18 protein-coding genes are annotated in these 19,653 nt (G+C 45.1%); 5 read left to right on the top strand and 13 right to left on the bottom strand.

Features of this window, described 5'->3' with window-relative positions; all coding sequences use genetic code 11:
* Positions 1-64 precede the first annotated feature (64 nt).
* The 13 genes from ABV409_RS11945 to ABV409_RS11885 all read right to left on the bottom strand — a co-directional run bounded on the left by ABV409_RS11945 (position 65) and on the right by ABV409_RS11885 (position 12,830).
* Entirely contained in the window at positions 65-388 is a 324-nt protein-coding gene (locus ABV409_RS11945) for a hypothetical protein (protein ID WP_353877821.1), read from the bottom strand.
* Positions 389-390: 2 nt separating this feature from the next.
* Positions 391-654, bottom strand: coding sequence for a hypothetical protein (locus ABV409_RS11940; RefSeq protein WP_353877820.1), 264 nt, complete (start codon positions 652-654; stop codon positions 391-393).
* Between the two features lie 225 nt (positions 655-879).
* Complete coding sequence (locus ABV409_RS11935; protein WP_353877819.1) at positions 880-2,046, bottom strand: hypothetical protein; 1,167 nt, start codon at positions 2,044-2,046, stop codon at positions 880-882.
* A gap of 437 nt (positions 2,047-2,483) precedes the next feature.
* Positions 2,484-2,855, bottom strand: a complete 372-nt coding sequence (locus tag ABV409_RS11930) for a hypothetical protein (protein WP_353877818.1) — start codon at positions 2,853-2,855, stop codon at positions 2,484-2,486.
* A 62-nt stretch (positions 2,856-2,917) separates the two neighbouring features.
* Positions 2,918-3,325, bottom strand: coding sequence for a hypothetical protein (locus ABV409_RS11925; protein ID WP_353877817.1), 408 nt, complete (start codon positions 3,323-3,325; stop codon positions 2,918-2,920).
* A complete protein-coding gene (locus ABV409_RS11920; protein ID WP_353877816.1) occupies positions 3,326-3,646 on the bottom strand; it encodes a hypothetical protein in 321 nt (106 codons plus the stop codon).
* A gap of 117 nt (positions 3,647-3,763) precedes the next feature.
* Positions 3,764-4,756 carry a hypothetical protein gene (locus ABV409_RS11915; RefSeq protein WP_353877815.1) on the bottom strand — a complete coding sequence of 331 codons (993 nt, stop codon included), beginning with the start codon at positions 4,754-4,756 and terminating at the stop codon, positions 3,764-3,766.
* A gap of 79 nt (positions 4,757-4,835) precedes the next feature.
* Positions 4,836-5,891, bottom strand: coding sequence for an LPO_1073/Vpar_1526 family protein (locus ABV409_RS11910; RefSeq protein WP_353877814.1), 1,056 nt, complete (start codon positions 5,889-5,891; stop codon positions 4,836-4,838).
* Complete coding sequence (locus ABV409_RS11905; RefSeq protein WP_353877813.1) at positions 5,884-6,120, bottom strand: hypothetical protein; 237 nt, start codon at positions 6,118-6,120, stop codon at positions 5,884-5,886. Before ABV409_RS11905 ends, ABV409_RS11910 begins: the two co-directional genes overlap by 8 nt.
* 515 nt (positions 6,121-6,635) lie before the next feature.
* Positions 6,636-7,487 carry a hypothetical protein gene (locus ABV409_RS11900; RefSeq protein WP_353877812.1) on the bottom strand — a complete coding sequence of 284 codons (852 nt, stop codon included), beginning with the start codon at positions 7,485-7,487 and terminating at the stop codon, positions 6,636-6,638.
* A gap of 76 nt (positions 7,488-7,563) precedes the next feature.
* Positions 7,564-9,483 carry an SEFIR domain-containing protein gene (locus tag ABV409_RS11895; RefSeq protein WP_353877811.1) on the bottom strand — a complete coding sequence of 640 codons (1,920 nt, stop codon included), beginning with the start codon at positions 9,481-9,483 and terminating at the stop codon, positions 7,564-7,566.
* Positions 9,484-9,833: 350 nt separating this feature from the next.
* Complete coding sequence (locus ABV409_RS11890) at positions 9,834-10,715, bottom strand: IPT/TIG domain-containing protein (protein WP_353877810.1); 882 nt, start codon at positions 10,713-10,715, stop codon at positions 9,834-9,836.
* Positions 10,716-10,727: 12 nt separating this feature from the next.
* A complete protein-coding gene (locus tag ABV409_RS11885; RefSeq protein ID WP_353877809.1) occupies positions 10,728-12,830 on the bottom strand; it encodes a TonB-dependent receptor plug domain-containing protein in 2,103 nt (700 codons plus the stop codon).
* Between the two features lie 103 nt (positions 12,831-12,933).
* On the opposite strand from ABV409_RS11885, the gene ABV409_RS11880 reads away from it, so the two are divergent.
* The 5 genes from ABV409_RS11880 (at position 12,934) to ABV409_RS11860 (ending at position 19,537) form a co-directional block, all read left to right on the top strand.
* Entirely contained in the window at positions 12,934-13,866 is a 933-nt protein-coding gene (locus tag ABV409_RS11880) for a DUF6607 family protein (RefSeq protein WP_353877808.1), read from the top strand.
* Position 13,867: 1 nt separating this feature from the next.
* A complete protein-coding gene (locus ABV409_RS11875) occupies positions 13,868-15,358 on the top strand; it encodes an ankyrin repeat domain-containing protein (RefSeq protein ID WP_353877807.1) in 1,491 nt (496 codons plus the stop codon).
* Positions 15,359-15,362: 4 nt separating this feature from the next.
* Entirely contained in the window at positions 15,363-15,845 is a 483-nt protein-coding gene (locus ABV409_RS11870) for a DUF2271 domain-containing protein (protein WP_353877806.1), read from the top strand.
* Positions 15,846-15,852: 7 nt separating this feature from the next.
* Positions 15,853-18,045, top strand: a complete 2,193-nt coding sequence (locus ABV409_RS11865; RefSeq protein WP_353877805.1) for a PepSY domain-containing protein — start codon at positions 15,853-15,855, stop codon at positions 18,043-18,045.
* A gap of 193 nt (positions 18,046-18,238) precedes the next feature.
* Positions 18,239-19,537: a DUF4856 domain-containing protein gene (locus tag ABV409_RS11860; RefSeq protein ID WP_353877804.1), complete on the top strand. Its 1,299-nt coding sequence runs from the start codon at positions 18,239-18,241 to the stop codon at positions 19,535-19,537.
* Positions 19,538-19,653: the final 116 nt, after the last annotated feature.

Genomic DNA, 19,653 nt, shown 5'->3' with positions numbered 1-19,653 from the left:
GTCGCTGAACGGAGTCGAAGCGCCGGGGGGGGAAAAGGGCCAAGGGCAAAGGAATTTCCGATTGCTATTCCTCAACGCTTTCGACATCGTCGACTTCCCCAACGGGGATTTTCGACCCCATTCCTTTATCGATGATCGATTGTATGGTAGTGGGTACCGTCAGTCCGGTGGTAAAAGCCAACCAGCCCTGGATGTTATAGCCCGATGAGATATAAATGTACGCCAAGAGTGCCCCTCCGATCGGCCAGAAGAAGAAAAACAACCAATACAGGCCGTCTTTGGCTACCCGATCGGCTTTTGGGATTTTAGACTCTTGATATAGGTTCATCATGTTCAACATAAATCCGCCGATTCCTGCTTGAACAAGGGGTTCGATAGGCAATTCCATAGTTAGTGTATTTTATTGGTTAAGGCGTTCAGGACTTTCAATCCGAAAGAACTTTCCCGGTCATACTTTTTACGCAATGCGAAAAGTGCTTTTCCATAGCGATTGGCTTTTTTTGCTTTAATGATCAGATCGGAATGAAACAGGAAATCATAAACCTGGTCGATCGAGATGTCCGTTTCTTTTGATATTCCCCGTGCTGTCCGCCATTTGTATTTTGACTCCAGCATGGCTTTGACGATTTTTTCTTTGATTTCTTTGCTATCCATTGCTTTTCATTTAAGAGCAGCATGATGAGTTGCTGCATTGTTATTCGTTGCGTTTTGCCAAGCCGTGTAGGTTGTATTTGGGGCAGGGGTCCATCTCTTTGGATCGGGTCGTTCGTGCTCCTCCAATATATTTTATCCCATGTTCAAACCGAAACGGAAAACCTCAAAATTTGTATGGTTTTCCTCTAAAAATCAGCGCGTTAAAAAAACAATTCTTACGAACGCCTATTTTGGATCTTTGTCGGTTGTTTGCCGGTCATTAACGTCTTTGTTCTCCCCATCGTTTCCATTGTTGTTATCAAGGTCCAATTGTTCCACGTCTTTTAATTCGATGGAAAGCTTTTTCAGATTGTCATTTTCTATGAGGGTCAGTAGGATATACGAATGGATCCATTTCTTGTTCAGCATGGTGAAAACGAAAAACAACAACACCAACTTGCCCCAAAAGGTGATCAAGAATACGATGGCCTTGAACATGGAAGCGGTCCCTTCCCCCAATTCGATCAAATTAAAAAGGGCATAAAGCGGTTGTACGACGATGTACAAAGGCAAACCGATCGTAATGCCGTAATAGTAAAAGTTGCGTTCGAAGTTCTTTTTGGAATGTTGAAAATAGTACTCCATGGCGATGAACCGACTGAACAACAAAGCCATGGCAACGCCATTGTAAATACCGCCCAGCAGCCGTATGATGGTCGACGATTTCTCTAGGTTCAAATTGGGAATGCCGGTGATGATGATCGCAATGCTCAATATGGAAATCCCGATTGCCAAGGCCATCGGTAAAACACGTTTGATAAAGGTCTTGTTGTCCTTTTCAAGGGTGACGCTGAACAACACGAAAAAGGCCGTGAACAAAAAGGTGGCACTGAACAGATTGGTGGCGTTGGTCAATACCTCTATCGAAAGGAACTTCGCGGCATCCAATTCACTTTCCCCTTGGGTGCCGAACAACTGGAGGATGGAGTTGTTTTGGTTTAACGCGCCTTTGAAACTGTTGTAATCCAGCGAAACGTCCATAAAAAATTGGAGGCAGTAAAAACCGATCAAGATGATGACGAACCAACGGATCGCTTCTGTCAATTGCTCGATAAGCCTATTGGTCCGTTCTAATTTTTCAGAGAGATAGGTGCCGGTGATCTTGAATTTCGAACAGATTTTGACGATCTCGTTGGTATGGATGTTCAGTTTGCTTTCCTTGATAAAGATCAACGCAAGCCCCAACACCAATAGGTTAAGGCAGTCGGTGAGCAGGTTGACGTCGATCTTCTTGAAACCGGAGGCTTCGATGGTTTTGAGAATCACCGCCAAGGAGGAAATAATGCCCACCACAATGGCCAAAAACTCATCATTTTTTCGAAGAAACCTTTTAATCCTATCTATAAAGCCCATAATGTTAGTTGTCTTTTTGATCATGGTAGCGAAGGGAACTTCCTTAGGGATCGCCCGTGTTGGATGGTTTCGATTTCCTCGCAGCTTCTAGGTCGTCGCCTTACCCCCATAACTTGGTCCGAAGGTGGCCTATTCCAAGGTGTGGCGCAATACCCATTGATAGGGATACTTCACAAAGGATTTCGGGGTAGTGGGTATGAAGGGTTTAAGGCTAAGGGCAAAGGGTACACCCTGTTGAAAGCAAATTGTGATGGATGCACCCTTCAAATATTAGCGCTATCGCGAGAATAAAGGCCCCTGAGCCTAGTCGAAGCGATGATGGGGAAAAGGGGGAAGGGAAAAGGGTAAAGGGTGGTGCCTTTTTGAGCTTAGATGTGTTGGAAGTACCCGTCGGAGACGAGCGCTAGTTGGGGAGTCTTGCTGGTTTGCAACCTTTGTTAAATCTTATTAAGCTCTATTAGTAGTTTTTCAATAATCGGCTTGGTATACGCCTCGACTGGGTCGATGTCTTGGGGGTCGGTTGGCCGCTGGTATTCTCCAGCATCGAACGCCTCATAGCAATTCCATGCAATTTTACCAAAGCCGAAATTCTGCACATAATGAGTATTAGTAACCCAAAAGGAATATAGATTATTCATGATGATATCTCCATCCTCATAGTTTATTTTTCCATGCCAATAGTTTATGGCGGTTTGCAAGGACAAGGTTTCAACTAATTCGGATGGAAAATCGACAGGGTAGCCCAATATTTTGCCTACCTCGGTTCCGCTAGCCGTTTCTTTTGCCAATTGACTTAATAACTCTGTCATTTCAATGTGCTGAGATGGATGTTGAATGGTTCACTTCTCTGAGGAATGCGAGCTATCGAGGATCATTTTAATATTTTTCGAATGGATTCCGAATCCACTTTCAATGCCTGTAATATATATTCGGCATAGCCCTTATTCGACTTTTTATATGTATTGAATAGGTCAAATAGGCCCGTCGCGAATAGTCTTTCGTTTACCGTCATGCTTTGTAGGCCTACCACATCTTCAATTCCCGCTCTGACGCTGCCTTGTAAGTCAAACCACTCCAATTGTCCTTCAATACGTTTAATGATTTCGGAATCACTGTCGTTGTAAATGTCCCTTAAAGCACGAAATGGGTTTTTCGGGTCAGTGGACTTTTGGAATTCATTTATTCTGAGATTGAAAATCGCCTGTCCAAACCTTTGATCGGGATGATCCTCCAAAAACTGCGTTATTTTCCCAATGATGGATTGATGTTCCTTTTTCATTTAATCAACAGGGTTTTCAACTTGACTAATTTCACGTAATACGCTCGCAAGTCGGTCAAAGTCAACAAAAGTTGCGACACCCTCACGTTCGGTAAGTAACTTCTTTAATTCGTTTACATCGTCCTGTAAATCGCCTTGGTCTATTTCAGAAGCCGAAAACCAGTCCTCTGGTTTGTCGAAGGTATCCCATTTTTCAGTGGGAATCAATCGATAGATGGTGGTATTTAATTCCAACTCGGTTTCTTTCCCGTATTCCGTTTCCAGCTTTTGGATTATATTTTCGAATACTGATTTCAGTTCTGAAACTTTTATTTTATTCATTTTGAGTAGTGTGAGAAATGGCTCTACCCTGAGCCTTGTTGAAGCACCCGTTGGAGACGAGTGCTAGCGGGGGAAATTCGTATCGCAATGCGCTATTCACCATGTTAGCTACTGACGTTAAATACTAAATTCCTTTTTAATAATGTCTTGTCCAACTTTGCCCAAATGGAATGTTCCATTATCGTAATTAGCTTGGAGCAACTTACTTCTCATCAATATATTTAATGTCTCTACAATTGTGCCCCTATCAAACCCGTTATCCAGCAGCTCCTTTTCAGTGAAATTCTTTTTATCACAAATGTCTCTCAATAGCTCTATTTCAGTTCTACTCGCACTTTTAACAAGAGTATCAATTGTCGGTGAGATAAATTCCATATAATCTTTTTCATCATCAAAGCCTTGCAAAGTCCATTTCTTATCTTCATCATTTTCGATTTCCTTCAATCTTTTTAAATCGATGATTGAATCATTTGTCAGACTTTCTTTGATCTCTTCCCAATTGTTCAGTGTTTGATACCTATATTTCTTTAAACGTTCAGTTGATATTGTGTATTTATGGTCTTCTGGAAGAGGGAATACTATATTAGCTTCTGAAATGAAATTTTTTAAATGTGAATACCAGCTATTCAATCCAGATATTGAATTTTCTGCCAGTTTGTTTTTTATTTCCAGGTAGTAAAGTTCTGACAAATCTTTTAGTTTAGAAATTACAGATAAGATTCTTCTTGTTTCCCCAAAGGTTAAGGATAGGTTCTGACAAGAACTAACTTCAAAAGCTATTCTATCATTCACAAAAACGAAAATCTCGAGAGTAATTTGGTTTTTTGGAGTCTCGGCAATAATTTGTTTTTCATCATCGATTTTTCTATTAAGAATTGTCTTAAGTAATCTTTCAGCAAAAACAAGAAGAATCGTTACAAGAGCGATAATAAAAACATACATCAAAATATTATTGATTACAATGAATGTTTTAGTATCATCAATTTCCTTAAAAATATCAAGTGATAAAATAGCTTGATAGAGTAAATATAAAATGACGATTGCAAGTGCTCCTAAAGAGATAGGTTTTCTTATTCCATCTAGTGATTTAATAATTTTCGGTATTTCCATAATTTAATTCGGTTGTTGCTAACGGTTTGGCTGAGCGCAGCGGCCCGAAGGGCGTTGCGTATAGGTGTTTTGTGTGCTTTTATTTAATCCAAATTGATAAATCCATAGTCTCTCCAGTTCTTCTTCTATAGTTGGCGTGGGCAATTGCAATTCCCACACTTGAAAGTTCAAATTGGTTAAATGGACTTTCCTTCCAAACTGTAAATATCTTGTCCATTCTTCCGTCAATTTCAAGGAGCTTATCCTTTACCTCTTGATTTGACATAGTTGATTTATCAAAAAATATCTTGATTTTATTCTGTAGTTCTTGTGGTATTCCTTTTTCTGTAATTCTCACTTCAAGTGTGTTTTTGTCAAACACACCGAATTGAAGTTTTGTAGCATCATGTAAACAAGGGATAAGCAGGTCTTGAAAAGCTGAAGAATCTTCAAATTCAGCGTCAAGCTCCTCCTTAGTAAATCCCTTCGCAAAAAATCCTTGGTATGTTTTACGAGTTCTTTGCTCTAAATTTCCATAATTACCAGTTCGGATGTTTCCACACCTTAAATATTCTAGATAATTGTAATGCTCATGATCTTGTAGTAGATTATCAACAAAGGGTAAAACATGAGTCACATAGTATCCTTTCAACTCCTCATAATTTCTAACATTCATTCTCCTTGTTCTAATCAATAGAAATAGCAGGGTTAAAGTATCAAGTTGGGCGATAGTCAATTTTGGAGCAATATGAAGAGATTCGTCCAAGACAATTTGTAGCATGTTTCGTTCTGAGACTTCAGCTCTATCAACTATGATGTCAACAAGTAAGTCTCCCAGTTCCTTATCTCCACTTTTGGCATATTCTTTTTGTGCAGTAAACAAAGCATCTTGCATAGCTGGTTGAGCAAATTCTTCCAGTGAGTTCGGATTCTTTGCTTCTAATTTACCAAGGATCTTTTCAGATATTTCTTCTGCTCTTTCTGTCGCAATTTGGGCTGCTTCGTCCTTTAAACTTAAAAAGTTTGACTTGAAAATATCTGTTGCAATGTCTTTAACATCTTGGTAAGACAAACCAATATGCACATTTACGTTTTCTGCTTGAACGTTAGATGATCCATCTCCACCTTCTTGAGTCTTATTCTTATCGTTAATCATGTTTTGTGATATTTATATCACCTTTCGATTGATAGTTTTTTGAGTTCTTACCTCCTTTTTGCTTCATGATGGTTGTTTCACCAGACTTGTTAATGCTTGAAATTTGAGCAATGAGGGCTCCTACTAATCCAATAGATGTAACCAATGGTTCCCAGCTACTGTCTACCATTAGCCATATTAGCGCTCCAATAAGTCCTGCGATATTTAATATGATTAAAGTCTTTTTCATTTTGTTCTAATTGCACACAACAATTGAATAATATCATTGATTATTTATCCATTTTGTGCGTTCGGCTTTATTGGTACTATGGCCATCTCCATCGAAAGCTGACCGGTTCAAGTATTATTACTGTATCAAGATACCCAGCCCATTTTTCAATTCGTTACGAAAAACCGTAAAAGATCTAGGGTTTTCCTTTAAAAATCAGGCTCTTAACGAAGATTTTCTTACGAAATGGGCTAAAGGACCGATACGGGCGTCAACGCCATGGTCTTTGAAGCGGCATATAACAAGGCTACGGAACTGTTTTCAGTTTATCACTAACGGCCCCTGAGCGGAGTCGAAGGGCCTGACGGAGTCGAAGGGCCGTTGGGGGAAAGGGTGAAGGGCGAAGGCTAAGGGGTTCTGCCTTTTACAACTTAATGGGCTGGAAGCCGCCGTCGAAGACGAGCGCTAGCAAGGGATGGTTTCTATGTTTCAAGTTAAAGCATTGCAATTGTAAAATTTAGCGGATGTTGTTGCCGTTATTTTTCAGTTTCTTTTTGTTTTGTAGATTCCTCAATTGCTTTTTCATCAACACTTTCTTTTTCTTCAGTTGCTGATGATGCTTTAGTCTTACCTTTCCTATATTCTTGACTTGGCCAAATTTTATCCAATTCTACTTCAATAAGTTCATTCAATTGTAAACAACATTCATAAGATTGCAGGAAGTATTGAACCGTGACGGGTAAAAATGCATCGGTATTTATTCTAGCCATGACACCAGATTTCGCTCGGTATATTTCATTGGCTATTCCATTATTGTGAATATGAATATCCCTTGTGGCTTTTAGTTCGATATACTTATGAAAAATTGGATTTTCCAATAAGTTGACACCGACATATGTATTAAATTCATCAGCGTAATCTTTTGGTGATTTATAAGCGATATCATTCAAGATATTATCAACTATATACAATTTGATTTCCTCTAGCGAGGTTGCATTAAGCGCTTTTTCAACATCAATTTTTCTTTTGTTAGGTATTTTACTCGGATATTCTATCAATATTTTTCGCAAAATATCATTTAAGAGAGTTTCCATTAAAGTGACCAATTTTAAGATACCATCAATTGGTAACTTATCTAAAGCTAATAACTGATATCGTTCAATTAATTCTTGTTTAGTATAATCACGAGTACGGTTAATTAAAGTATTGTCAGGTCGAAGTCCAATAGGATAAGTAATTGGTATTGTTTCTGATTCGTCACTATTTATGGATTCAATAAACTTTTCGTACGAAATATATGTTAATTGAGCCATTTCTCCTTGAAGAAATAAAACGCCCCTTGTATCATTAATCATTTCGTTTAATCTATCTCCAAATGGTTTTTCCATTGTTTATTTAAATTGTATACAACGGTTTCAAGCTAAGCGGTCGTTTCAATACCGCTTAGGTTTTGTTAGGTGTATTTTATTTTAAGGTAAATGGCTTAATTTCTCTTTGTTCTGTTATGGGTGTTGAAGAGGCAACATCACTAAATACATATTGTTTGGCATCAGTCAACTTTGAAATTAACTCCATGAAATTCTTGTTCTCATCCTTTTTTAGGCTTACAATATGTCGACTAGAAAATTCAATTGGTGCTATTTTCTCAATTAATGCAGTATTCACGTCCTCAAAAGAAGCAAATATGTACTTTGATGGATTCTTTTTAATATCCTTGATAATATAACTGTATTCTTTACCAACGCCTCCTTCAAAATTTTCAGCCTTCTTTTTATATGTTTCAGATAGTAAGACAATAACCTTGTCCCTTTTCAATATTCCTTCATGCATAAGTTGATTGAAATCTGTAGCAGATTCCTCTTGCATTAATTTTACGTCCATGTCTGCCATGAATCCTTTTTGACGCAGGAAGTTGGTAAATGAGATGACCTTTTCTTTATATTCTTCACTTTCCCAACTGTACGAAACGAATACGCTCGTCGCTTTTGTCGGTTGTTCCTCGGATTCCTTAGATAATTTCATTGTTACAATCTTCTTATTTGATTTGGTTTCTATTGTCTGAAATTCAGGGTTTTCTGATATACACTTATATATCGAGGCTTTAGGATAGTCAAAATCTTTATTTAATTTATTCGCTATAATACTTAAGTGAATCTGAGTTAAATTGTTCTCATTAAACATATTTAATGCAGCCTTCTTTATCTGATCTTTCACCATGTTATCCCTTTGACTCCGACTGCTCTTTTTCTTCTTGGTTATTTTCTCTTTATAAAGGTCTTTCCAATCTGAAAGAATGAACTTATTGTTATCTAATTGTATGAAGCGCTTATTATAAAGACAGGCATCTATAGACTTCGCGGGAATAAAAGGTCTGTCCTTTCGTATATGGTCAATTATTTTTTGTCTAAATAAAGGTTCATTGAAATGATTCAAGACATTTGTAATTAAATCAAAGATCGAGAGATTTTCTTCTCCCCATTCTGTTAAAGTCCAAACTCCAGTCCTACCGAGAGGGGTGAATTTATCAACAGAATTCATTTGGTTATTTAAACTTAATTTGGTAATTCTTTTCCTTGGCGTATTTACAAGCGCATGATTTATTTCTTTCAAAATTTCGGTCAGTTTCATTTTGCTTCCATTGTTAAACAGAATTCTATACGCCATATCTGTAGCTGCTGAAAGTTTATGAAACTTTATCTGAAAATACTTCTTTCCGTGGCTATCAAATGATTCTACTTCATCTATAGTATTTGCAGCTAAAATAATTTGATCACCTTTAATTTTGGATTGCTTACTCCTGATACCAATAATTAGATCATCATCCTCAATAGGAATAATGTTTGATTCTATCTCGATGTAAACATTATAAGCAATATCTATGAATTCGTTGACATCAATATTCTCATCACAAACTAGAAATGTGTTCTCAGACAAATAATGAGTTATAGGACGGCGAATAGTGAAACCATATACATCAAATATTAAATTGAAATATCCTTCATTTTCTTCATAGCTAGTTTCGTATTTGTGCAGAATGATGCTTTTTAGTTCGGTAAGCGAAAGCACTTTTTTCAATCGTAATTCTTGAACAAATTCGTCTACTTGATCTTTTCTATATTCATAAATGTCTTTTTGTTCATCTGATTCTAATAAACTCTTAATTGTTTTTAATGCATCTGATCGTCTAGTACGAACTGATTGGCCTGAAATATCCTTCAGAAGGGAAATCTCTTTTACGGATCTGGTTTTGCCATCCAGTCCGTAGTAAAGCTTAAGTACAGCTATTTGCAATCTATCTCTGTTAGCTTGCGCTTCAGTTTTATCAATGTCTAATGAAACTACTTGACAGTACTTTTTAATAAAATGGATAAAGTTTTCAATCATATTTTATTATTACACCTAACAATAATATAAGATCATTGATCATATTTGCATGTTTTACGTGCCGCTTTATCGCTGATAGGGCCATCTTTTTGAGGAATTAACTGATGAAAGCACTTGCCCTCCCAAGATACCGACCCCAATTTTGAAACCATTACGAAAAGCCTCAAAAATTCTAGGGTTTTCCTCTAAAAATCAGGGTATTAACGAAGGTTTTCTTACGAAATGGGCCAAACGGTGGTGGAGGGCCTAATTGCCGCTTCTTAACGCGCTCAAAAAAACCGGAGGCTCTCGCCCCCGGTCGCTAACAAACTCAAACTTAAAATGGGAAGGCTGGCGTCCTTCCGAATTGTTTATTCCGCCAAATTCGTATCCCCGGCATTGGGGTTGTACACATAGTTGAAGGTATAGACCCGTGACTCGTCCACAAAAGCATCCGGTTGGGCCGGGGCATCCCTATAATAACTCAAGACCTCCACCTTGGCATAGTGGCCGTCGTGGGTGCGGATGACCAAGATGCGTCCTGGGATGGGACTGATCGTGAAAGTCGCCGGGTTGTAATTGTACCAGCCGTTGTCGCTTCCGGTGGGGATGGCAAAGGCCGCATCGGCATCCTCGGCAAAATCCAAGCCGACTGCCGATACCACATCGGCAAAGGTGCCGGTGGCGATCGACGCCCCTCCGTTTCCGTTACGCTCGGGTTCATCGGCCGTGCCGGTCACCGCTCCGCCGTTGATGGCGATCGTCGTACCCCGAAAGGCGATGTCCCATTCCGTAGCGCTATCCGTCACCGCTCCGGTCGCAAAGCTGAACTTGGCGAAGGGTCCGCCCACTGGCTGTCCTTGTCCTCCCGTTTGTGGGGCTTCAAGGTTTTCCATAGTCGCGCTTTGCAATGCCGCCAACACGGTAAAGCTGGTCGGCGTGGTTTTCGTAAAACCGTTTGCGGCGATGCTGACGGTGCCTGAACTGGCTCCCGCCGGTACGCTGGTCACGATTTGGGTAGCGCTGATACTGCTGATGGTCGCGGCCACTCCGCCGAAGGTCAAATCGACGGCCTCGGCATCGGTAGGGAAATCGGTGCCCGTAATGGTGATCTCGGTACCGACAGTACCCGATTCGGGACTGATCGCCGTCACCGTGAACTCGACGGCCACAGGACCTTCGTCATCGTCGCTACAGGCAACGAAGCCGAGGAATAGAAATAAAAGACTGCATAATTTAAGGGTAGTTTTCATAGTGTTCGTATGTTAAAAATTAAAAGTAAATCGTGCGAAAAGTTGCCGCCCCGGGTTGATCAACTGCTCGTTGTCTTGGGTCGCCAGGGGGTTGGAGCCTTTGAAATCCAAAAGGTTGTTGGCCCCTAACTGTAGCTGGTAGTGTTCATAAAAAGTCTTGCCCAAGCTGAGGTTCACCAGGGCATAGCCAGAGACAAAGGCATTGTCGAAATCGTCCAAAAGGTCGTTACCATTGCGGTCGGTAAGGCCGAAGCGGCTGCGATAGACCACCCGCAGGTTGGCGTTGGCCTTCCATTCGGGCAGCTCATAAAATAGCTTGGCGTTCAAGGTGTGGCGCGAACGGTTCTCCAAACCGAAGTAGTCGCTGCGCTCCAGACGGATGGTTTCCAAGGTCTCCGGGTCCCGCCCGAACACCTCGCCATTCGCGATGGCATCCTCCTTGTCCTTGTCGAAGGCGTACAGCAATTGGTAGCCGGTCGATAGGGTCAGGCCTGTAATCAACTTGTAATTCAGGTCGACTTCCACCCCCTGGGTGTAGACGCTTTCGCGGTTGATATAACCGAAAACGTTCTGCCCGTTGGTTTTGGCCGCCAAAATACGGGTGTCGATCAGGTTGGTGAAATCGTTGCGGAACAGGTTGACCGAGGCACGCAAGCGGCCTTGGGTATAGCCGAACCCAAGGTTGTAGCCCACCGAACTTTCGGCATCCAAAGGATCGCCCAGGGCGTTGACGTCCACCGCCAGGTTGGCGATTTCGTTGGCGGCCTGCAGCCGTTCGATGCCCGCCCGTTCGACTTCCTTCCCAAAAACCGAATACCCACCCCCGGCCGCATTGGTGAAATCCAAATACAATTGTCGAAAATCGGGGGCCTTGAAGCCACTCCCTACCGAACCCTTAACATGCCAGTTCGCATTGAAGTCATAACGGGCCGATAGTTTGGGGCTCAATTGGGCGTTGTATTCGCTGTGGTGGTCGAAGCGCGCCCCCACAATGAGGTTCAGCCGCTTCAGGGGTTTGAAATCGTATTGGGCAAAGAGGTATTGGGAGTTGAAGCGCACCTGTTCCGCAAAGAGGGAACGGTCTAAGCTTTCGAAATTCACCCCGCCGCCCAAGGTCAGCGTATGCTGTTCTTGAAAACGATGGTTGTAGCGGATTTCGGGCCGAAACAAACGCTGGTCGAAGTCGTTGTCGAGTAGGATGTCGTTATCGATCGGGTCGATGGTCTGCTCGTTGGTCACATAATTGGTGTAATAGAATTCATAGGCCCAGTCCGTTTTTTCGGAAGGACGGTAATCAAAGCGCAGATGGGCATTGCCGTCGCGCTCTTCACTGGTGCCGGAAGGGATGTCGAAATCCTGCAAAAAGTAGCGGCCCGAGGCAAAGAGGCGCAGTTTTGGGGAGAGCTCGGCGAACAGGCGACCGTTCACCGTGTAGTTGAAAAAGGGGTTTACCGTCTGCCCTTCCGAACCGGGGTTCAGATCGAAGCCGTCGGTGCTCAGACGATCTACAAAGACCGAATAGCCCAAAGCCCCCTGACGTTGGTTAAGACTGATGGTGGTGTTTTGGTTGTTGAAACTCCCGGCCCGGTGGGCCACTTGTCCGCTCAAGGCTTCGCTTTTCGGCTTTTCGGTAATAATGTTGATCACCCCGCCCAAGGCTTCGGAGCCGAAAAGGCTGGAGGAAGGCCCTTTGACCACCTCGATCTGTTTGATGTTGCCGATGGCGAAACGGCTTAGGTCGAGATTGCCACTGCTGCGCCCCACCACGGGCACCCCATCAATAAGGACCAGCACATAGTCGGAGGCGATCCCTTGGATCTGTACGCCCTCACCTCCGCCGATCGTCACGTCGGGGGTCATGACGATGCCCGTTTGCTCGTTTAAAATCTCGTTCAGCCGGGTGACACCCGACCGTTGGAGCTGTTTCTGGGCGATGAGGGTCACGGGTAGGGGGAGGGACGACAACTGCCGTAGCGTGCGGGTGGCGGTGACCACCACTTCTTCGAGTTCTTGTTGTTGAAAGGAGCCTTCTTCGGTGCCTGTCGATTGGGCGACTGTTAAAATTGCCCAATTGGTGCATAAAAACCACACCAAAATATTTTTATTTAGACTCATTCCACGTAAATTTGGAGCAAATATAGATTCTTATTTAAAATCAGTCTAAATAAAATTAAACTATTTTCCAGTTTTAACAGAACTACTAAAACGTACCACCACTATGAAAAGAAAATCCCTTTACTTCGCCCTGCTTATATTCGGTGTGCTATCCCTATCAGCCCAAGAAAAACGGGAGCAAGACAAGGCCGCCATCAAAGCCATGTGCGGCTGTTTCGAAGTCACCTTCAACTTCGCGGAGACCTTTAACTATAGCCAAGACTCGCTGTACAAACCCTCAAAGACCAAGGTCGATAAGGGCTTGGAATGGGCCCAATTGGTCACCGATGCCGATGATAAGGTGGTCATCCAACACCTTCTACAGGTCGGGGATCCCGCGAATCCGTATATCGTCAAACACTGGCGTCAAGATTGGCTGTTCGAGAACACCGCACTATATCAATACAACGGGGACAACGAATGGACCTTTAGCGGAAAATCCCCCGAAGCTGTAGCCGGGCAGTGGACCCAAAAAGTATATCAGGTCGATGACAGTCCACGCTACGAGGGATCGGCGACTTGGGTACACGTCGATGGCAAAAGCTATTGGGAAAACACCACCCCGGCCCCCTTACCACGTCGCGAGTATACCACCCGCGCCGATTACAACATCACCATGCGGGGCAATCGCCATGAGGTGACCGATTACGGTTGGGTGCACGATCAGGACAACAGCAAGGTCTTGCGTAAAGAAGGGGAAGCCGATTTGGTATTGGCCAAGGAGAAAGGGTATAACACCTATGTCAAGGTCGACGATGCCCGTTGCCAGGCCGCTGCCGATTGGTGGACGAAGCATTACGACAAATGGGCCACTGTACGTTCGAAATGGGACGAAGTCTACGGCCGAAATACCGATTTGCAGCTGAAAGAAAAGGTGGATAACAAGGTCTTGTACAAGCATCTTTTTAATGAGGAATTGGTCGAAAAGTCCGCCATCGATGCGGTCATCGAATCCTTTGTGATCCCTGCAACCGATGAAGCCTCCAAAAGCAAGTAAGATGAAGCCGTATAACCTATTGTTCGGACTGCTTTGGTTGAGCTTGTCCGTCACCGCCCAAGAAAACGTCTTTCTACAACGCAGCTTCTGGAAAGCCAAGCCTAGCATAGCAGCCGTCGATGCCGCAATTGCGGAGGGGAATGACCCCACCGCCTTGAACCGTGCTATGTTCGACGGGGTCTGCTATGCCTTGATCGAAAGGGCCGACAACCCGACGATCCTCCATATGATGGAGCAAAAAGGCAATGCCGTTGACAAACTGACCCACGACGGGCGTACTTATATCTTTTGGGCCGCCTACCGCAATAACCTTGAGATCATGCAGTGGTTGGTCGACCGAGGCGCAAAAGCCGATATCAATGATGCCCATGGCAATTCCGTCTTGAATTTCGCCTTGGGTACCGGACAGACCGATGCCCGACTCTTCGATTTCCTTTTGGAGCATGGGGCCGATATCAAATCCACCACACGCAGTGGCGCCAATGCGCTGCTGTTGGTCGCCTCTTACGCCAAGGATCTGACCCCTATCAACTACTTCAAAGACAAAGGCTTGTCTTTTGAAAGTGTCGATACCGACCAAAACGGCCTCTTCGCCTATGCGGCCAAAGGAGGGAATCTTGATGTCCTGAAGGCGCTTGCGGCCCAAGGCGTACCCACCACAATCACCAATGCCAAGCAAGAGAATGCCTTGTTCATGGCGGCTCGCGGTACCCGGGGACATCAGAACGGTAAGGCCGTTTTTACGTATTTGGAGGGATTGGGATTGGCCGCAGCTACAATCAATACCGATGGTCAGAACCTGATCCACTTAATCGCGGCCAACAATACGGACCTTTCCTTGTATGAGCATTTGACGGATGCGGGATTGGATGCCAACCTGCAAGATGGATCTGGGCAAACCCCTTTGATGAATGCCGCACGATCGAATAGCAAAGCCGTAGTCGCCTTCTTGAACACCTATATCGAGGATGTCAATGTACGGAACGAAAAAGGCCAATCGGCCCTGACCTTGGCCGTACAACGAAACCAACCGGAAGTGGTCGCTTACCTGCTGGAGCAGGGGGCCGACGCCTCGGTGGTCGATGCCAAAGGCAATTCGCTGGCTTATTACCTGCTCCCGAATTTCAGGGCAACGGATGCTGCGGATTTCGAGGCCAAATTGACGCTTTTGATCCAAGCCGGGCTTCGTTTGGACACGGCCCAGCATGATGGCAATACCTTGTTGCATTTGGCAGCCAAAAACAATAACCTGGCCTTGTTGAAACGCCTGGCCGATGCCGGAATCGCCATCGATCAAAAGAACGACGAAGGCAATACGGCCTTACATTTGGCCGCCATGTCGACCGCCGATACCAAGATTTTAAAATACCTGATCGCCCAAGGGGCCGACCTTTCGGTCAAGACCGATTTTGAAGAATCGGTGTTCGATCTGGCCAGTGAAAACGAATTGTTACAATCCCAGCAGGAAGCCTTGGACTTCCTAAAACGTTAAGTACATGAAAAACCTTTGGAGAACCTTACTAGTAGTTGCAGTTGTAGGCCTCTATGCCTTTCGGCCCGCCGACACCGCCAACTACAAATGCTTGATCCAATTGACGAATTATGAAGGAGAAGGGGCCTATGTGGTGGTCTCGATCTTGGATGCCGAAGGCGCCTACCTTGAAACCCTTTATGTGCAGGGCGAAGACAGCGAATGGTACCGTGATATTACGGAATGGTGGAAAAACCTCTACGGCATCCGCCGCCCTGATTTGGACGCGATCGTAGGGGAAACGGTCGCCGGGGGGCAACGAAAACTCACCGTATTGCAGATTCCGGTCGATAAGATCGATTCGGGACATACGTTGCGTTTTGAATCGGCCGTCGAAGATCAGGAATACTATGCCGACGACCTGGAGTTCGCGTTGACCACCGAAAACCTAAAATCGAAGCAAGAAGGCAAGGGATTTATACGGTATATTCGTATCATGCCCCAATAAGCAGCGTATGACCCTATCCATTTGGCGGTATACCCATATGACATTGGCCCTGGTTTCAGGGCTTTTTTTGGTTTTGGCAGCGCTAACGGGAGCCATACTGGCTTTTGAACCCATACAGACGGCCGTCAAACCCTACCAGCCTGTTGCACTAGGGTCCGTTACCTTGGCCGAGACCATGACGGTGATGGCCGGGGAATACGATGAGGTCTTGACCCTGACCCTGGATGCAGACGGCTTTGTCTTGGCCGATGTGGTCACCAAGGAAGGCACTAGTGAAACCGTCTATGTGAATCCCCGTACCGGGGCGACCTTAGGCCGGCCGACGCCACAGCATCCCATCTTTCAATTTACCACCAACCTGCACCGCTCCCTGTTTTTGAAAAAGATTGGCCGTTTTACGGTAGGTCTGGTGTCCTTTTTACTGTGCCTGCTCGCCGTAACCGGATTGCTCTTGCTGGTGAAGCGACAAGGAGGCTGGGTCAAACTGTTCTCCAAAGTCCAGAAGGATTATTTCGAGCTGCGGTATCATGTTGTTTTCGGTCGCTGGCTCTTACTACCCATCATTGTGGTCGCCGCCACCGGAGTTTACTTGTCGGCAGAGAAATTCGGCTTGATTCCCCCGACCCGGATCGTACACGAAGTAGCCCTTTCCGATGCGGATTTCGACCCGATCGATGCGGCCCAATTGCCGATTTTCAAAACAACGACTTGGGATGAGGTACGTTCCTTGACCTATCCCTTTTCGGAGTTCCCGGAAGACTATTTTGAATTGGCCCTGCGGGGGAAGGAAATGGCCATACATCAATACACCGGTGACATCCTGAGCGAACAACCTTATCCATTCGCCTTTCTGGCGAACCGCTGGAGCCTCGTGCTGCATACCGGCCAGGGGTCCATCGCTTGGTCGTTGGTGCTCTTTTTGGTCAGTCTGGGCATCCTCTTCTTTGTGTATTCCGGTTATGTGATGTGGCGCAAGCGTATTCGGAATACGAAGACTGCTAGTGTGCTGGTGGATCCCGATGCCTGTACCCATATCATCTTGGTGGGGTCCGAAACGGGTACCACCTACGGTTTCGCCCAAGCCTTGGAAGCGGCGCTGACCCAAGCTGGAAAATCGGTCCTGGTCGCCGAGATCAATGCCTATAGGACCTATAAAAATGCGGAGCAGCTGCTGTTTTTAACGGCCACCTATGGGGAAGGGGAGGCCCCGACCAACGCCCGGCATATCGAAGCGCTTTTAGGGGCGGTACAACAAGAAAGGCAAATGGGCTACAGCGTGGTCGCCTTTGGTTCGCTGACTTACCCAAGTTATTGCCAATTCGGGGTGGATTTGGAGGGATGGTTGGCCCAGCAAACCGAACTGCATCCGACCCTACCGGTATACAAAATCAACAACCAATCCTATGAGGCTTTTCAAGACTGGGCCAAAGCCTGGGGGCAGCAAACCGGGACGGTGCTCGACCTTCCATCCCTCAAGAAAAAGCGAAAGCTGGTCAAGGCACGGGACTTTGAGGTACTCGAACGTTCTGCCTTAAATGTGGATGACACCTACCTGCTCCGCTTGCAACCCGGCCGGAAGATGAAGTTCCGATCCGGGGATCTTTGGGAAATCGTGCCAGAAGACGGGCAAGCCCGTTGGTACAGCATCGCGAAATACCAAGACAGCGTATTACTAAGCATCAAGAAGCACGAATTCGGGGCCTGTTCCAACCAATTGCTCGCCCTGGAAGCCGGGCAGACGGTTCGCGGTGGCATCAAACGCAACTACGACTTTCATGTACCTGATTTCGCACCGGAAGTGGTCTGTATCGCCAACGGTACGGGAATCGCGCCTTTTTTAGGGGTGTTGGATGAGAACACCAAAGGCATCCCCATCGACCTGTATTGGGGCGGCCGTACCCAAGCTTCCGCAGCGCTTTACCGTCCGTATTTGGACGAAGCCCAAGCCCAGAGCAAATTACAACGTTACCATCAAGCCCTGTCTCAAGAAGGCGATCGTCTTTATGTTCAAGAAGTAATGGGACGGAATGCCAAGGAAATCGCCTCCCAATTGGAAGCAGGTGCGGTTTTTATGATCTGTGGTTCCCTGGCCATGCAAAATGCGGTCTTGGAGGTCTTGGGAAGCATTAGTCAAAAGCACTTGGGCAAACCCCTTAGCGACTTCGATCACCAAGAGCAGTTGAAAATGGACTGTTACTAACAGGGACTCCTAAAACATCCTAAAGCACATATTGTCAAATAGTTAAAATGAATGAGGTTCAAAGAGCCGTTGGGTGGAAGTGTTAAATATTAAAGATTAATTAAAATAAGTCTAAATAAAATTTGCCATCCCGATGGGGGAGAATATATTTGTGGGCCAATACTATTTAAAACTAATCTAAATAAAATTTAACATGAAAAAATACCTATTTCCCCTCCTATGTATCACACTTTTTTGGGCCTGTTCCGATGATGACGACGCAATGGATGACGACATGCAAGCCATGGCCACCTGCGATGATGGCATCCAAAACGGTGATGAGGAAGGCGTCGATTGTGGGGGTACTGCCTGTACACCCTGTGCAGCGGCCATAGACAATCCCGCGACCTTCGTCTTTACCCGTGACGGGGAAAGTTCGGTGAGCTTCAGTGGGCAAACTACCCGTATTTTGATGTCGGAAGAGATCATTGACAAAATGAAGGATGAAACCACGACCGCAGCGGTGTTGAACGCCATGTTCGCACACGTGGAAGGAGCCATGGATTTCTCCGATCCCGATTTGAACGCTTCCGATAAGAGTGTTCGCGGAAAAACAGCCGCTTCTTTTGACTTTTTCTCCGGTAATGCCACTGACCAAGCCTTGATCCGTGCCGATTTCGAAGGCTGGATCCAGACCCAGGTCGATGAGGTTTTCCCACGTTGGAACGAAGCCGCATCCGCCGGTGTAGCCGGACAGATAGCCGACGGTTCTTCGACCCGTTATATCGATGCCCGGGGCTTGGAAATGAACCAATTGTTCAACAAATCCTTAATCGGTGCCCTTATGGTAGACCAGATGTTGAACAACTATACCAGTGCGAATGTTTTGGACCAGTTCGAGGAGGCCAATGACGCCGGCACCTTGGTCGATGGTAAAAACTATACCGATATGGAGCACGATTGGGACGAAGCCTATGGGTATGCCTTCGGCACCGCCCAAGATTTGGCCGATCCAAGACCGACCATCGGTGATGACGATAGCTTTTTGAACAAATACATCGGTAGGGTAGAAGGCGATGACGATTTCGCCGGAATTACCGATGCTATCTTCCAAGCTTTTAAGTTGGGCCGTGCCGCAATCGTTGCGAAAGACTATAGCGTGCGTAACGAACAGGCAAACCTCCTCCGCGAACTGGTTTCTACCGTAATCGGAGTGCGTGCGGTCTACTACCTACAACAAGGAAAGAACGCCTTGGATCAACCCAGTCCTGATTTCGGTGGTGGTTTCCATGACCTTTCAGAAGGCTATGGCTTTATTTACAGCCTACAATTCACCCGCCAACCGAATTCGGATGCGCCTTACTTTACCAAGGCCGAGGTCGATGCGTTCTTGGTCGATTTGTTGGATGACGGGGCTAACGGTCTGTGGGATGTCACCCCCGCTACCTTGGATGCGATTTCGGCAGCCATTGCCGAGCGTTTCGATTTCACCGTCGAACAAGCCGGAAGCTAATCAGGTTGACCTTTTAGACATGCTTGGATAAGATTTGAAAAAGAGATGGATTCGTGCCCGCATAGATCCATCTCTTTCCTTATATTTGGCACCTTTACTTAGAATAAATAAAAATA

Origin of the sequence: Flagellimonas algarum (genome assembly GCF_040513375.1) — a bacterium.
In the GTDB taxonomy this organism is placed as follows: domain Bacteria; phylum Bacteroidota; class Bacteroidia; order Flavobacteriales; family Flavobacteriaceae; genus Flagellimonas_B; species Flagellimonas_B algarum.
Note: the sequence above shows the minus strand (reverse complement) of the source record. Positions and strands in the feature narration are given on the sequence as shown.

Coding starts and splice junctions, on each gene's coding strand:
- ABV409_RS11945 (WP_353877821.1), bottom strand. CDS start 388: ATGGAATTGCCTATCGAACCCCTTGTTCAAGCAGGAATCGGCGGATTT.
- ABV409_RS11940 (WP_353877820.1), bottom strand. CDS start 654: ATGGATAGCAAAGAAATCAAAGAAAAAATCGTCAAAGCCATGCTGGAG.
- ABV409_RS11935 (WP_353877819.1), bottom strand. CDS start 2,046: ATGGGCTTTATAGATAGGATTAAAAGGTTTCTTCGAAAAAATGATGAG.
- ABV409_RS11930 (WP_353877818.1), bottom strand. CDS start 2,855: ATGACAGAGTTATTAAGTCAATTGGCAAAAGAAACGGCTAGCGGAACC.
- ABV409_RS11925 (WP_353877817.1), bottom strand. CDS start 3,325: ATGAAAAAGGAACATCAATCCATCATTGGGAAAATAACGCAGTTTTTG.
- ABV409_RS11920 (WP_353877816.1), bottom strand. CDS start 3,646: ATGAATAAAATAAAAGTTTCAGAACTGAAATCAGTATTCGAAAATATA.
- ABV409_RS11915 (WP_353877815.1), bottom strand. CDS start 4,756: ATGGAAATACCGAAAATTATTAAATCACTAGATGGAATAAGAAAACCT.
- ABV409_RS11910 (WP_353877814.1), bottom strand. CDS start 5,891: ATGATTAACGATAAGAATAAGACTCAAGAAGGTGGAGATGGATCATCT.
- ABV409_RS11905 (WP_353877813.1), bottom strand. CDS start 6,120: ATGAAAAAGACTTTAATCATATTAAATATCGCAGGACTTATTGGAGCG.
- ABV409_RS11900 (WP_353877812.1), bottom strand. CDS start 7,487: ATGGAAAAACCATTTGGAGATAGATTAAACGAAATGATTAATGATACA.
- ABV409_RS11895 (WP_353877811.1), bottom strand. CDS start 9,483: ATGATTGAAAACTTTATCCATTTTATTAAAAAGTACTGTCAAGTAGTT.
- ABV409_RS11890 (WP_353877810.1), bottom strand. CDS start 10,715: ATGAAAACTACCCTTAAATTATGCAGTCTTTTATTTCTATTCCTCGGC.
- ABV409_RS11885 (WP_353877809.1), bottom strand. CDS start 12,830: ATGAGTCTAAATAAAAATATTTTGGTGTGGTTTTTATGCACCAATTGG.
- ABV409_RS11880 (WP_353877808.1), top strand. CDS start 12,934: ATGAAAAGAAAATCCCTTTACTTCGCCCTGCTTATATTCGGTGTGCTA.
- ABV409_RS11875 (WP_353877807.1), top strand. CDS start 13,868: ATGAAGCCGTATAACCTATTGTTCGGACTGCTTTGGTTGAGCTTGTCC.
- ABV409_RS11870 (WP_353877806.1), top strand. CDS start 15,363: ATGAAAAACCTTTGGAGAACCTTACTAGTAGTTGCAGTTGTAGGCCTC.
- ABV409_RS11865 (WP_353877805.1), top strand. CDS start 15,853: ATGACCCTATCCATTTGGCGGTATACCCATATGACATTGGCCCTGGTT.
- ABV409_RS11860 (WP_353877804.1), top strand. CDS start 18,239: ATGAAAAAATACCTATTTCCCCTCCTATGTATCACACTTTTTTGGGCC.